Source organism: Bradyrhizobium sp. BR2003 (assembly GCF_009720285.1).
Taxonomy (GTDB): Bacteria; Pseudomonadota; Alphaproteobacteria; order Rhizobiales; family Xanthobacteraceae; genus Bradyrhizobium; species Bradyrhizobium elkanii.
Map to the genome: position 1 here is coordinate 36,655 of NZ_SMYJ01000031.1, position 14,342 is coordinate 50,996.

General features: G+C 62.3%; 11 protein-coding genes and 1 pseudogene. 5 read left to right on the plus strand and 7 right to left on the minus strand.

From position 1 onward, the window contains the following. Positions 1–81: 81 nt before the first annotated feature. Complete coding sequence (locus tag E2I15_RS26030; protein WP_137479203.1) at positions 82–750, plus strand: helix-turn-helix domain-containing protein; 669 nt, start codon at positions 82–84, stop codon at positions 748–750. Between the two features lie 6 nt (positions 751–756). Here E2I15_RS26030 and E2I15_RS26035 read toward each other — a convergent pair whose 3' ends face one another. Beyond that, positions 757–1,194: a potassium channel family protein gene (locus tag E2I15_RS26035; RefSeq protein ID WP_137479204.1), complete on the minus strand. Its 438-nt coding sequence runs from the start codon at positions 1,192–1,194 to the stop codon at positions 757–759. Beyond that, positions 1,194–2,273: an AI-2E family transporter gene (locus E2I15_RS26040; RefSeq protein WP_137479205.1), complete on the minus strand. Its 1,080-nt coding sequence runs from the start codon at positions 2,271–2,273 to the stop codon at positions 1,194–1,196. The genes E2I15_RS26035 and E2I15_RS26040 overlap by 1 nt, the downstream gene beginning before the upstream one ends. A gap of 162 nt (positions 2,274–2,435) precedes the next feature. On the opposite strand from E2I15_RS26040, the gene E2I15_RS26045 reads away from it, so the two are divergent. Continuing rightward, positions 2,436–2,846 carry a hypothetical protein gene (locus E2I15_RS26045; protein WP_196238942.1) on the plus strand — a complete coding sequence of 137 codons (411 nt, stop codon included), beginning with the start codon at positions 2,436–2,438 and terminating at the stop codon, positions 2,844–2,846. Between the two features lie 36 nt (positions 2,847–2,882). On the opposite strand, the gene E2I15_RS26050 is transcribed toward E2I15_RS26045, so the two are convergent. Both E2I15_RS26050 and aspD read right to left on the minus strand, forming a co-directional pair. Beyond that, complete coding sequence (locus E2I15_RS26050) at positions 2,883–3,152, minus strand: hypothetical protein (RefSeq protein ID WP_137479206.1); 270 nt, start codon at positions 3,150–3,152, stop codon at positions 2,883–2,885. Between the two features lie 409 nt (positions 3,153–3,561). Next, complete coding sequence (gene aspD, locus E2I15_RS26060; protein ID WP_137479207.1) at positions 3,562–5,193, minus strand: aspartate 4-decarboxylase; 1,632 nt, start codon at positions 5,191–5,193, stop codon at positions 3,562–3,564. Positions 5,194–5,539: 346 nt separating this feature from the next. Between aspD and aspT (E2I15_RS26065) the strand changes: the two genes are divergently transcribed. From aspT (E2I15_RS26065) to cax, 3 genes and pseudogenes are all read left to right on the plus strand, one after another. Beyond that, a complete protein-coding gene (gene aspT / locus E2I15_RS26065; RefSeq protein ID WP_137479209.1) occupies positions 5,540–7,231 on the plus strand; it encodes an aspartate-alanine antiporter in 1,692 nt (563 codons plus the stop codon). A 15-nt stretch (positions 7,232–7,246) separates the two neighbouring features. Continuing rightward, entirely contained in the window at positions 7,247–8,941 is a 1,695-nt protein-coding gene (aspT, locus tag E2I15_RS26070) for an aspartate-alanine antiporter (protein WP_137479210.1), read from the plus strand. A gap of 196 nt (positions 8,942–9,137) precedes the next feature. Further along, positions 9,138–10,217, plus strand: a pseudogene (gene cax, locus E2I15_RS26075) (calcium/proton exchanger). A gap of 166 nt (positions 10,218–10,383) precedes the next feature. Here the strand turns inward: cax and E2I15_RS39355 are convergent. From E2I15_RS39355 to E2I15_RS26090, 3 genes are all read right to left on the minus strand, one after another. After that, positions 10,384–10,659, minus strand: a complete 276-nt coding sequence (locus tag E2I15_RS39355) for a hypothetical protein (protein ID WP_137479339.1) — start codon at positions 10,657–10,659, stop codon at positions 10,384–10,386. Between the two features lie 862 nt (positions 10,660–11,521). Beyond that, entirely contained in the window at positions 11,522–13,858 is a 2,337-nt protein-coding gene (locus E2I15_RS26085) for a N,N-dimethylformamidase beta subunit family domain-containing protein (RefSeq protein ID WP_137479211.1), read from the minus strand. Between the two features lie 59 nt (positions 13,859–13,917). Beyond that, the gene (locus E2I15_RS26090) at positions 13,918–14,283 is read right to left on the minus strand and encodes a N,N-dimethylformamidase alpha subunit family protein (protein ID WP_137479212.1); all 366 of its coding nucleotides are present in this window, start codon (positions 14,281–14,283) and stop codon (positions 13,918–13,920) included. Between the last annotated feature and the right edge of the window lie 59 nt (positions 14,284–14,342).

Sequence of the window (14,342 nt, forward strand, 5' to 3'; positions counted from 1 at the left end):
CGATCGAGCCCTGGCGTAGTCATTGCGCGCGGACAAGCATTTCGAACCGCGCGACACCGCAAGTACGGAGTGAGTTGGTCCATGTTCGCTCGCTTCAATGTCAGACCGGCCAACGTACCAAGCGTCCTCGGCGGGCTGACCGCCCAGCATGCCAATTTCGTCACCAGCGAATTCCACTACAGAAAGGGCACCGAGATCTACGGCGAGAAGGAGCCCGCGGAGTATGTTTACCAGGTCGTGTCAGGGGCCGTCCGCAGCTACAAGCTCCTTTCCGACGGACGACGCCAGATTGGCGCCTTTCATCTCGCTGGCGACATTTTCGGCCTTGAGAACACCGAACTGCATCGCTTCACTGCCGAAGCGATCGTCGATACCAATGTGCGCCTGATCAAGCGGATGAGCCTCGAACGGGGAGCCCATTCCGACTCCGCGCTCGCACGCAACCTGCTGGTCATGACCACCAGCAACCTGCAGCACGCCGAAGACCACATGCTGCTGCTCGGCCGCAAGACCGCGCTGGAGCGCGTGGCTGCATTTCTGCTCGAAATGGATCGCCGGCTGACCGGCGTAGGCGTCGTCGCCCTGCCGATGTGCCGGCGTGACATCGCCGACTATCTCGGCCTGACGCTCGAGACCGTATCGCGCGCGCTATCCAAGCTGCACGCCTACGGAGCGCTCGATTTCCTCGGCTCGAACCAGCGCGAAATCATGCTGGTTGACCGCGGCAAGCTGGCCCAACTCGACAATTGAGCGCCATCACCGGGATTTCGCCAGCCCGGCCTGACGTTCGATGGTCTTCTGCAAGACCTCGAACAGCACCGCAGTCGACCAGCCGAACATCAGAATGCCGTTCATGGCCGCCATCGGACCGATCAGCTGCCATTCCCTGACCGGAATCACGTCGCCGTAGCCGAGCGTGGTGTAGTTCACAAAGGCGAAATAGAGCAGATCGCTTCCGGCGGGTGCTGCACCGGCGGCGAGATAGGCCAGCGACCACACCAAGATCTCCGACATATGAGCCACCATCAGGATCAGCGCCGCCGCCACCATCACGCCGCTGAGCTGCAGCCCGAACCGGCCGGCGGCGCCGAGGGTGACGTTGCGCAGCAGTCCGATCACGCCGACGGTGAACAGCGAATGCAGCACGATATTGATCGCACTGACCGCCGATCCCACGATGAGTTGAACTAGCATCACCGCTGTCCTGCCAGCCGGGCACGGTCGTCCCGGATCCATGCCGTGATCAATTCCCAGGCGACGGCGACAATGATCGGCCCGATGAACAGGCCCACGATACCGTGGGCCAGCGTCCCGCCGATCACCCCGACGAAGATGACGAGCGCCGGCGTGGTCAGCCCGCGCCCCATGACCAGCGGCTTGAGCACATTGTCGAGGACGCCGACCACGAGGAAGAACAGCGTCAGCGCCAACGCGGTCGTGAAATCCTTGGTCGACCAGAGCCAGATGATGACGGGGAACAGCACGATCGCCGCTCCAATCTGCACAATCGCCAGCAGCATCACGACGAACGCGAGCAAGCCCGCGTTCGGAATGCCGGCCATCTTGAACCCTATGCCGGCCAGAAGTGATTGCAGGACCGCGACGCCGATCACTCCCTGCGAGACGGCCCGGATCGTCGCGCCGGCGAGATCGAGGAAGTGCTCGCTCTGCTCCGGCACGATGCGCGACAGAAAGCCGCGGCATGCGGCGGCAAGCTGCCGCCCGTTCGGAAACAGAAGCCCGGCCACGACGACCGCCAGCAGAAACTTCAGTGCCCCGACCCCGGCATTGCTCGCAAAAGCAAACAAGGGCCCGGCCAGCGGCTTGAGATGCGGTACGGCCTCGCGCAGCACGGCGCGCAGATTGGTCGACGCCCGATCCCAGAGGTCATAGAGCGGGCCGCCGATCAGCGGCCAATCCCTGATCTCCGACATCGGCGATGGCACGACGACGTTGCCGGCGGTCAGTTGCTCGGCGAGCTCCCTCACCCCCTCCACTGCCCCGATCCCGAGCCAGGCCGCCGGTCCGATGACGATTGCCAAAGTGATCAAGGTGAGCACCAAGGCCGCAATGCCTGCATGGCCGCCGAGCATGCCGGCGAGCCAGTTGAAAACCGGATAGAGCGCGACGGCGAGCACCACGCTCCAGGCCAGGATCGGCACGAACGGGCGGATCAGGACGAACGTCCAGCAGATCAGCAGCGTCAGCAATCCGAGCCGAATTGCGAGCTGGATGAATTCGTCTCCGGCGACGAGCTGGCGAAGGGTTTTCAAGGGCGTGCTTTCGATCAGGCGTCAGCAGGCACATCGGAAGCAGTGTCATCGCCTCGGAACAGGCTGCTTGATCCAGATCAAACGTCGGATGGCGCCGGCTGACAGGCTTGCCTCGGAAGATTCGGTCACAGCCGCGCGTGTCACCCTGATGTGGAGGACGTCATGAACAACACCAAAATCTTGCTGATCTTGACCTTGCTAGCGAGCACGGCCGGCATTGGCGCGGGCCAGGCGGCTCCGCTACCGACCAACATCGCTGCCATGAAAGCGGCGGTCGACGGCAGCGCCGTTCAGGTCCGTTGGGGCGGCTGGGGTGGCGGCTGGCGCGGAGGCTGGGGCTATCACGGTTGGAGAGGAGGCTACGGCGGCTGGGGATATCGAGGCTGGGGTTATCGCGGATGGGGTGCGGCCGCTGCCGGTGCGATCGTTGGGGGAGCGATCGCGAGTTCGGCCGATGGCGCGTATCCATATTACGGCGCCGGATACGGTTACGGTTACGGCTCGGGGTACGGCTATTGCCCGCCTGGCGCAGGTTACGGCTACTACGCCCAGCCGCGCTATTACGGTTGGTAGGTCGGCCGTTGCGCGCCTTGCACGGTCGCGGTTGAGTCACCGCAGGCCGAGCAACGATCGTCGATAGCCGCTCTCCCGGGCTTCATTCCTGCACACGAAACCGCCATCGAAACCGCGGGCGTAGCGGCTCTGCCCTTTAAGATAGTAGCGTCCGCGTCGGAAATCGAGCCAGACGACGTTATCGCCGGGACAATGGCGCTGGGCCTGAGCTTCATAACGGAAGGGCGTCAGCGGCAATGCGGCCGCCTGCTGCGCGCAGCAGAACAAGATCGTGGCGCACGCTGCAATACCGGACCTCACCGTCATATCGTCCCGACATCCGATCGGGTTAGTACGCAGCCGAAGCGCATGCACCACCGCCGGGTATATCCGCGCCGAACCGGTTCGCTCAGAGCGCCAGCAATCCAAAGGCAAACGCCGCCGTCGACAGCATCCCGCCTGCCATGACCAGGATCTTGAACGCAAAATCGTCGTCGAGGACCTCAAGCCAATGACTCAACCAGCCACGAGCGCGAGCCCACGGACTTGCGCGCACGATTCGACTAAATATGTCGCGGCCGTTCCCCATGATAGTGAGCCTATATCACGGCGAAGCCGGGTGACCAGTGCAGCTTGTGCCACCCGATCGAAATCACTTCCGACACCTGGCCCACCCAATCGGGCTATAGCGGCGGCCGACGGGGCGGCACACCGGGAACGGCTTGATCGTGCGTCGTCAGCGTCTCGCGCCTGCACCCTTTCCCGTCGCGGCTTCGTAGGCATCGCGATAGCCCCTTGCGATGGTCCGAACGCCGCGCCCGATATCGTCGTAGACATCGTCAGGCAGGTTCGCGAGCGACACGCGCAGCGACCATTCCGGTGCATCGAAGCCACCTCCGTTCAGCAATACGATCCCGTGGGCTTCGGCGAGCCTGAACGCGAGGTCCAGCGGGTGGACGTTCTTCTTCAGGTACTCGACGGCATCGTCGCCGATGTTCTTGCGTGCCCAGAACTCGAAATCGATTAGGGCGTAGTAGGCATCGTAGTTCGGATTGGGACTCAGTTTGTCGGCTAGCCCGAGCCCGTCGAGCAATGACCACAGGCGCTTGTTGACGATCTCCATGCAGGCTGCCTGGTAGGCCTTGTTCACGTCCATCATCTCGGCGAGCGAAAACAGGCTCATCATCACCTGCTGCGGCAGCGACAATCCGGCGGTGTGATTGAGGGCCACGTCACGGCTGTCGGCCACGATCCGGTCGATCAGCTTGAGCTTGCGCGGCTCGAGCGTGAGCGGTCCATAACGCTTGTCGAGCGCCTTCACGGCCTCGTCCGGAAGGTTGGCGATCTTCTTGTCGAAGATGTTGTCTTCATGGATGGCGATGGCCCCGAGCCGCCATCCGGTGCAGCCGAAATATTTCGAATAGGAGTAGACACCGATGGTGTTGTGCGGCAGTTCGCCGAGCAGCGAGCGGAAGTTGTGCACGAAGGTTCCGTAGACGTCGTCGGTCAGGATCATCAGGTCCGGACGCTTGGTCCTGACTAGATTGGCCAGCTTAGCAACCGTCTCTTTGCTCAAGGCCATCCCCGGCGGGTTGGAGGGATTGACGACGAAGAACGCCTTGATCTTCGGATCCTCCAGCTTCCTGATTTCCTCATCGGTGAATTGGAATTTGTTTTCCTGCGGCGCCCTGATCTGAACGACCTTCAGGTCGTAGTCCTCAAGGTGCGTCATCTCGATGTAGGGCGTGAAGATCGGTGTCGCCAGCGCAATCGTATCGCCGGGCACCAGAAGCCGATTGGCCTTCAGCGACTTGAACAGGTAGCACATCGCCGCCGTGCCGCCCTCGACCGCATAAATGTCGAACTTGCCGGTCGGTCGCGGCTCGCCGCAAACCGCCCACATCAGGTATTCGTGCACGATCTTCTCGTTGTGCACCAGCATGCGGTCCGGAACCGGGTAATTGTCGCCGATGATCGAATCGACCAGCTCGTGGACGAAGGCATCAGCATCGAAGCCGAATTTCTCGATCGTAAAGGGCAGCATCTCGGTCAGGAAACGAGCGCCGGGCATGTCCTCGTGTTGCTTGAGCCAGGCCTCGAACCGTCCGGCGATGCCGTTTGCCTGCGGCATACCGCCGATGCCCGCCGGGTGTTCCATCACCCGCTTGCTTTCCGTGATGGCGAACTGTCCCAGCAGGAAGAAGCCTTCGCGCGGCGTCGTGGCCACCCAGTTCGGATTGCCCCGTCCGGCGTTCAGGAAGGGCATCTGACTGCGCTTCGAATTGGTCTTGGCGAGGTTGATCAGTTCGTCCTTGATCTCGAAGGGGCTCAACGCCTCGAATTTCTTCAGAGTCAGAAGATCGGCCATTTTATACTCCCCGGGCGATGCAAGCTTTTGGCATGGAAGCGACGCGCTCTCCTGCCTCCGCAATCGCGCGCAGCATGATCGGTGGCCGGTGACGACCCTTGATCTATGTCAACGGTCGCGCGCAAGGGGTGCGATCGCCGCGACGGATAGCCGTCACGATGCCATGTGCCCGTCAAGGCAATGACGCCGCAGCGCTTTCGCAGGTGCGGTTGACATAGATCAACATCCAGCTCGCTAACCGCCGTCTGATCTCGACCGATACGGTTGCTCGCCCTTTTTCGGCCCCTGCACGAGATCGAAGCAGGCGTACGCCGAAGCCCCGGTGACAGCATGAACGGGTGACATCATGATCGATTGGTTCTTCCAGACGCTCCGCACCTATCCCGAGATCGCGATCTTCCTCTCTCTGGCCCTCGGCTACTATTTCGGATCCTTCACGTTCAAGGGTCTCGGCCTCGGCGCCGTCACCGCGACACTGATCGCCGCGGTCATCATCGGCCAGATCGGGATCACCATTTCAGGCCCGCTCAAGCCGTTCTTCTTCCTGATGTTCCTGTTCGCGATTGGTTACGGCGTCGGACCACAATTCGTCCGCGGCATTGCACAGGACGGCATTCCGCAGGCGATTTTCGCCGCGGTGGTCTGTGTCTTCTGTCTCCTCTCGGCGTATTTCGGCGCCAAGCTCGCTGGTTACGACGTCGGGTCAGCGATCGGACTCTATGCCGGCTCGCAGACGATCTCCGCGTCGATGGGCCTTGCGACCGATGCCATTAATCGGCTTGGCCTGCCGGCGGACGAAGCCAAGAAGCTGCTCGATGCCATGCCGGTCGCCTACGCCGTGACTTATATCTTCGGCACGGTCGGGTCGGCGATCGTGCTGGCGTTGCTCGGGCCTGCGCTGCTCGGCATCGACCTCGAGTCCGCATGCAAGAAATACGAGGAGGAGCATGGCGGCAAGAAGGAACTGGGCGGTCCAGGCACGGCCTGGCACCAGTTCGATGTTCGCGCCTATCGCGTTCGCGAGCGTGGGCCGGTCGTCGGCAAGACAGTCGAGCAGGCTGAGGCGCTGATTCCCGATCATCGTGTGTTCATCCTTCGGCTGCGGCAGGGCGGCAAGATCGTCGAGGCCACGTCCGACGCCGCGATTCACGCCGGCGATGTCGTCGCAGTAGCCGGCCGCCGCGATGTGCTCGTACAGCTGATCGGCGAGCAGGCCGAAGAGGTCGACGATCGTGAGCTGCTCGCAATGCCAATCGAGGGCGTCGACGTCTACGTGACCAGCAAGGACGTCGATGGCAAGACGCTGGAGCAACTGGCGAAGGAGCCCGGCGCGCGCGGCCTATTCTTGCGCAGGATTGCCCGGGGCGCGATCGCGACCGAGATCCCGATCCTGCCGAACACCAAGATCAATCGAGGCGACATCCTCACCCTGGTCGGTCGCACGTCCGATGTCGCCGCCACCACAAAGCTGCTGGGACGGCCGGATCGTGCAACCGACGTCGCCGACGTCGCCTTTATCGGGGCAGCCATTGCGATCGGCGCCCTTGTCGGTGCCTTTGTCTACAAGATCGGAAGCGTGCCGTTGACCTTGTCCACCTCCGGCGGCGCGCTGATCTCCGGTCTGTTCTTCGGCTGGCTCCGATCCGTACACCCGACCTTCGGCCGCATCCCATCACCGACCGTGTGGTTCATGAACTCGGTCGGCCTCAACGTCTTCATTGCCGTGGTCGGCATCTCGTCGGGGCCGGGATTTGTCGCCGGTCTGCAGAAGCTCGGCTTCAGCCTGTTCCTGTGGGGCGTCGTGGTGACCACCGTGCCGCTGATCCTGGCGATGTTCGTTGGCAAATACCTGTTCCGCTTCCACGATGCGATCCTGCTTGGGTGCTGCTCCGGCGCGCGTACCACGACCGCGTCGCTCGGCATGATCAACGATCGCGCGAAAAGCCAGATTCCCGGCCTCGGCTATACCGTCACCTATGCGGTCGGAAACACGCTGCTGACGATCTGGGGCATGGTGCTGGTTATGTTGATGACGTAGCCGTGGTCCTGGAAAATGTTGAGCTGGCTGCAGCAGTTTCTGGTCCGCTATCCGGAGCTCGCGCTGTTCCTGGTGATCGCGGCCGGCTACTGGATCGGCAGCTTCAGGATCGGCGCCTTCAGCCTTGGCCCGGTGACGGGCGCACTGTTCGCGGGCCTTGCGGTCGGCGATTTCGCGCATGTGCCGGTCTCCGGCATGACGAAATCGTTCCTGTTCCTGCTGTTCCTGTTCGGCGTGGGCTATTCGGTCGGTCCGCAATTCGTGCTGGCGATGAAACGCGACGGACTGAAGCCGATGCTGATGGCCGTCGTCGTGAGCCTCACCGGCCTTGCGTCCGCGATCGTGGTGGCACTCGTGCTGCGACTGGACCCCGGCTTTGCGGCCGGGCTGATGTCCGGTTCGCTGAGCCAGAGCGCGGCAATGGGAACGGCCACCGACGCCGTCAATTCGCTGCCGGTGTCCGAAGCGCAACGCGCGCTGTTCGTTTCGCACATCGCGGTGGCCGACGCGGTCTGCTACATCTTCGGCTATGCCGGCGTGATCACATTCTGCACCATCGTCGTGCCGGCAATGCTGAAGATCGACCTGAAGACGGAAGCGCTCAAGCTGGAGCAGGCCCTGGGCATGACACGCGCCAAGCCCGGCCTGGCGTCCGCCTGGCGCAAGTTCGAACTGCGCGCCTATCGGCTGGACGATCACGCGACGATCGCGGGACTGACGGTTGCCGCCGCCGAAGCACGCGTGCCCGGGCAGCGCGTCTTCATTCACCGCATCCGCCGCGGCGAGCGCATCCTCGAGGCGGAGCCTGGCACAGTTCTGGCCGCGGGCGATGTGATTGCACTGTCCGCACCGCGCCGAATCGTCGTGGAGCTGATCGAACCGCGCGGCGAGGAGGTCGAAGACCGGGAGCTGCTCGATATTCCCCTGGTCTCGGCCGACGTGTTCCTGATCAAACCGGAGTTGGCGGGCACGAGTCTCGCGCGGGCGTCGGAGCAGAACTGGACACGCGGCCTCTATCTGCGCTCGTTGAGCCGGGGTGGCGAAGCACTGCCGATTGCCGCCGGCGTCGTCCTGCAACGTGGCGATCTGCTTCGCATCGTGGGTCCTGAAGCCGTGGTGCAGAATGCGGCCAAGAGCATCGGCGTCATCGTTGCGCCGAGCACCAGCATCGATTTCGTCGTGCTGGGACTCGCGATTTTTCTCGGCGGCCTCGTTGGCGTTCTCCTGAGCTTCTCGGTCGACGGCATCACCATCTCGCTGAGCACCAGCGTCGGCACCCTGCTCGCCGGACTTCTGGTCGGCTATCTCCGCACCCGTCTGCCGTATTTCGGCCGGATCCCCGACGGCGCGATCAGCCTGATGACATCACTTGGGCTGGCAGCGTTCGTCGGACTGACCGGGATTCATGCCGGGCCGATCTTCCTGTCCGCCGTCCGCGAGTCCGGCGTCGGCCTGCTGCTCGGCGGCATGATCGTCACCCTGTTGCCGCAGATCGTCGGTTTCTGCTTCGGCCATTTCATCTTGCGCATGAACCCGATCCTCCTGCTCGGCGCATTGACCGGAGCGCAGACAGTCACGGCTGCGATGGCCGCCATCCAGGAACGCTCGGCCAGCTCCGTCGTCGTGCTCGGCTATACGCCGGCCTATCCCGTCTCGAATATTCTGCTCACAACCTGGGGATCGGTCATGGTGGCCGTATTCGCCGGATGAGCCAATGCGCTCGTAGTCGCGTGAAGTTCTAGCCGCTTGAACTTCGATCCGCGGTCTAGAGCAATGCGGGCAGACGCAGCCCGGCGGCAGCTGGCGAACGATCGCGTTGCATCCGACGTGGTTGAGCTAGATCAAGATGGCACGCCCGCGGCGTTCGGAAACTGGGGATCGAACTCGTTTTGACCCGAGGGATGCCATGCACCTTCTGCTCAAGGAAATTCGCCATAATCCCCTCTTTTGGATGCTCATCTTCGTGCCGATCGTGCTGGCGGTCGAAATTGCGGCTCCGTCCGCCCACACCGCCCTGTTCGTGCTCGCTGTCCTGGCCATCGTACCGCTAGCTGCCCTTCTGAGCCACGCAACCGAAAGCGTCGCGGAGAAAACCGGTGATGCTGTCGGAGGCTTGCTCAATGCGACCTTGGGAAACCTGACCGAGCTGATCATCGCGATCGCCGCGCTTCATGCCGGGCAATACATGCTGGTCACGGCATCGATCGCCGGCGCCATCGTCACCAACTCGCTCTTCATGCTCGGCGCATCGTTTCTGCTCGGAGGCCTCCGCCATCACGTTCAGGAGTACAATCGGGCCGGCGGGAGGATGTACGCCGCGCTGCTGCTCATGGCCACGGTTGCCCTGCTGGCACCCGCAGCCGTCGCCGACCTCGATCCAGCACGAGGTGAAACCATGGCGCAAACTCTCAGCACAGGCCTTGCCGTGCTGCTGGTATGTGCCTACCGGCTCAGCTTGCTATTCTCGCTCAAGACCCACAAGGAGCTGTTCGCAAGCGATGAGCATGGCGAGACTGGCGGCGCGGACTGTCCGATCGGACTGGCATTCGGCACACTCATCGTGGTCACGGTGCTGGTCGCCCTGGTCAGCGAAATTTTCGTGAGTTCGGTGCAGAAAGCGGGCGAGGCACTGGGATTGAGCCCTGCGTTCATCGGCTTCATCATCGTGGCGCTGGTCGGCGCTGCGGCAGAAATGGCGGTTTGCATTTTCTGCGGCGCGGCTCGACATGAGCGTCAGCATCGCGCTCGGAAGCGCTTCACAGATCGCCTTACTTGTTGCGCCGGCCCTGGTTCTTCTGAGCTACGTGATCGGTCCGAAGCCAATGGACTTGGAGTTCTGGCCCGGCGCCGTGACAATGGTCATGATCGCCTCCGTTACGTCGTGCTTGATCACCAACAGCGGGCGGTCGGCATGGTTCATCGGCGCCCTGCGATTTTTGCCATGACGCTATACATGGTGCCGCCCGGATCGCACGCTGCAGTTTGACTGCTTCGACCGGCCGCCCAAAAATCGCGATCGTGTCTGGACATTGCGAACGCGGCCGCTGCGCTCTTGCGTGAACGGTCCTGTACAGAGCGGTGATCGCGACGCGCTTGAGAACCGGCAGTACCGTCCCGAGTGATCGAAAGCAAGATCGCCGCGCTACGCCCGACTACTGGCAGAGGTGCTGGCGGCCATCCTCGCCGCGAAAATATGTGCCGGGCGTGCAGACGAACCCCTGTCCGCTGGATGGATAGCGATAATAGCCGTAAGCGCCGGCTGCTGCCGCTGCTCCAACGGCCGCCGTGCCGTAAACTGCCCTTCGGGTCTGGCGACGCGCGACACCCGCGACACTTACAGGCGTCAAAGGACGACCGACGCGGGCTTGCGCGCCTTCGACGGACATTGACAGCCCTCCTTGTTCCGACCAGCCGACGGAGAGCAGCATGGCAAACCCAAAGGTGGCCGTTGCCGTGGTGATTGTTTTTGCTGTGATCCTCATGGCCTTTCCTCCAACAGACGTTTTCCAACGAGCTTGGTTAGAAGGCCATGGTCCTGTAGACTCGTTGATCTGGATCAAGCGTTGACATGGACCGTCTTGCCGAAAACGAAAACAAGGAAGGCCGCGGATCCGCGATCGTAGCGAGAACCGTGGTTTCGCCTACAAAATCGTCCAAATGTCCGCGCGGTCGCTATCACTATTTGCGTCCTGCTCTGACATGGAATGGGCGCATGAGAGTACCAAGCGATCGTCTCGCATCGGCCACCATCGCGCGTCGCTTCACGGTGGGGAGCGCAACGGTCGCGCTGGTCGCTCCCCAGCACGACCGACAGGAGCACAAAATCGCACGAGATCGTAGTTTGGGTGCAAATTCGCAGAATTGGTAGCGGGGGAGCGCTACCGCTTTTCCCCACACCAACCGACACTGCGATATCTCATCCGATCCTTCGCATGCGGCAGTGCAAGAATCTCGCAGCGGCATCTCTCGCTCTTTGGAGACGCACCTTGACAGGGCCCGCCTCTGAATATCGGGCGAAAGCGACCGAACTGCGGAAGCTGGGGAGATGGCGGGTCTTTGGTGCCATTTTTGTATAGACGGCCCGTATCATTTGAGATGGGATGCGGCGTAGAGCGCAAAAGTTCTGTTCCGCGAAGGCGCCGCATACGCCTGGCGATATCACTGAACCCACGACTCAGAGCCGCAGTCAGTGCCATGAAGGCACAGCCTCCTTGGAAGGAAGGGCTGCCGGACGGCGGCGTCAAATCGAGACAAGGACGACCGGTCTGCCGGCAGCACTTGCATTCGGGGCTAAGCGACGCTTTCAATCTTTCCGGTGCTCAAGCCCCACTTCTGCGCTGCGCCGGGCAGCGGACCCGGCCTGACGAACGCATTCACTACATTACTCAGCAGCTGAGAGACATTGTTCTCGAATCCGTAGATGGGCAGGGCACTGCCGAATGCGATCGATCCAGTCGCAAACACCGCACCGTTATTTGGAGCCTCGAAGTACACCATATCGGCCCGCAGAATATAATTGTGCGTCCCGCTGAACCCCTGATGCGCGTGAGCCCCTTCCTCGTCGTGGGCGATGTAGTTGTCGGGGTGACCACCCGAGGATGCGATGATCTTGGTGTTCGGCGGCGTGCCGAACCCCAGCTTGTAGCAATCGATCTCGATACCCGCCGCTCCACCGTTGCCCAGGCCGAAATCGCCGATGAGTTCGCCCTCGATCCCCTCGGTGATCCAGGCGAGCGCGGGATCATAGCTGTCCGGCATCCGCCGGTAAGGCTGGCTGTGGGCAAAGCCCTCGCCGGCAAACGTGTTGCCGACCAGCTTCTGCCCCCAGCGCTGGAAGCCGGTCCAGATTCCGCCCATCTGCCCTGTCGTGGCGAGGTAATACTCGCCGGGTCGTGCGGCCCAAGCTATCCAGTGTCCACCGGTCTTGCGGCACTCCATGATCCACGGCTCATCGTCGCGAAACGCCACGTTACAGCAGAAGCTGTTCGCCCCCATACAAATGAAGCGCCCGCCGCCGGCGATGTAGTCCTCGTGTGCATCGAGCATGCGCTCGGAATGATATTCCGGATGCGTAGAATTGAGAATGCATGCATAGGGAGCCATCGCGGCGACACCCTCGCGATGAACGTCTTCATCAGTCAAGACGTCGTAGTCGTATCCTTTGTGCTCAAGCCACGCGAGGATCGACAGATCCGCGGGGAAATTCCAGGGCAGGTCGAACGCGGAGATCCGGTATTTCGGCCGCATGTTCACCATCGGACGATGATAGCTCGAGTAGCAGATGCCGGCTCCATCAGCGTGCGAGTCGTAGCAGCCTCCGCCGAATTCCGGATTCTCGTAGATTTCGATATCGACCTCGGAGATCGTCGGCGGCTGGCCCGCCATTGGCTGCACGATCTGGCCGTCTGTCGCGAAGCGCTCATTGGCATAGGCCAGATAGGTCGCGGTGGAAAACAACAGAGCAATTCTCGCCTTGGGCACGCGGGGCCGGACGAAGAAAACGATGTACTCTTCGGCCAAGCCCTTGCCGTCGCCGCCGCGGACCCTCATCGCGTAGGCGCCGCTGCGCAGCGTCTCGGGCAGCTCGAGCGTCTTCGTGACTTTCCAGTTGCTGTCGATCATCGCGTCGGCATGGAACTCGATGCCGCCGTATTGATGCGGGGCGAGCCGGAAGCAGTCGTTGCGGCCGTTCCAGTTGTAGCCGGTCTGCGCACGCACCGGCCTGTTGTAGCCCTTCGCATCGAGTCGGTTTGGTCCGGTGTCGACTACGACATCGCCGATCCCGCGATCGGTATACCCTTTCGTGGTATCCCAATATGCGACCATGCCGTCCGATGGGGGCTGCCCTCCCGAGCGGATCGAGTCGAGCTCCTCGCGACCCAAAGGGCGATCGAACACACCGCAACGATCAATCTTGCCGCAGTAGAGCTGCGACACGAAATGCCCGCGCAGTGCGTGCCAGTCGCGCGAGCCCGCCACGAGGAACGGGGTGTCGGGCAGGTTGTTCTGCTTGAACCGAAATGTCTCCGACACGTGCGAGCGGTATTCGACCGGCGCGACCTTGCTGAGCAGGCTGTTGTAGCGGTTCACGACCCCCTCCTGGTACAGCGTGGCGCGACCGCTTCGCGCATCGAATGTGGCCGCGACGAAGTACCAGGCCTGCTTCTGCAACGGCAGCTCAGCCTGGAGATAGTCGATCTCGTTTCCACAGCCGACCCAGAATTCCAGCCTGCCGCTTGGATTGATGCCAAGGCCATAGCCGTGATTCGTGTCGTTGTCCCAGCGGCCCAGCAAGCATTGCCGATGCCCGACATCGGGCCATGTCGGCCAGATGAATGCGCAGAGCGTGATGCTGCCGTCGAGCGCGAGCTTGCGATCGGGGTCGGCGACCTCGAGGAAGGCGCCGACCTGCGTGAACTGCTTCTCCACCTGCCAGGTGCCGTTGGCGACGCAGTCGATTTCTTCCTCGATGAATCCCGGACCATGCGGATGCTCGTCGCCATGGATCAGGCGCACGAGATGGGCTTCGGCGGTGGACGTGCCGTCGGCACTGACATGAAATTGAATGGTGTCGCCCGGCTTCACCGAGAGCTTGTCTGCGTAGCCGAATATCTTGATCTGCGCCATGGTGCGGAGTTTCCCATCGAGAAGCCGGACAAGGTGCCCTGCCCGGCAGGCGTGTTGCGCTAGGTTTCGAGAAGGTCGCGGATGCAGCGCAGGAACAGGCCGTGACGGGCATCGTTCGCCGATGTGTAAATGGCATCATCGACCACACGCGGGGACACTCCCCGACGTCCTGAGAGCCTGACGACCTGATAGCGCCGGAACGGATCGACTGCCCGGACCGCATATCTCTGCTGAAGCGGGCGTTGGCGAAAATAGATCAACAGCCGCTCGAGCCTTTCGCTGTGCTGTCCCAAAGGCGTCCGCCGGTGCTCCTCGATGACCTCGGGGTTGACGAGCGTTCGCAGAAACTCGCGGCGGAAGCCGTCGAAACGATCCCGGACGATGATGTCGCGGTCCTCGGACCTGTCGTATTCGAGAGGTAGCATCCTCAGCTCTCCACCTGCAGATGTTCGACGTGAACCATGGCCCCGGCACGTACCAAAGC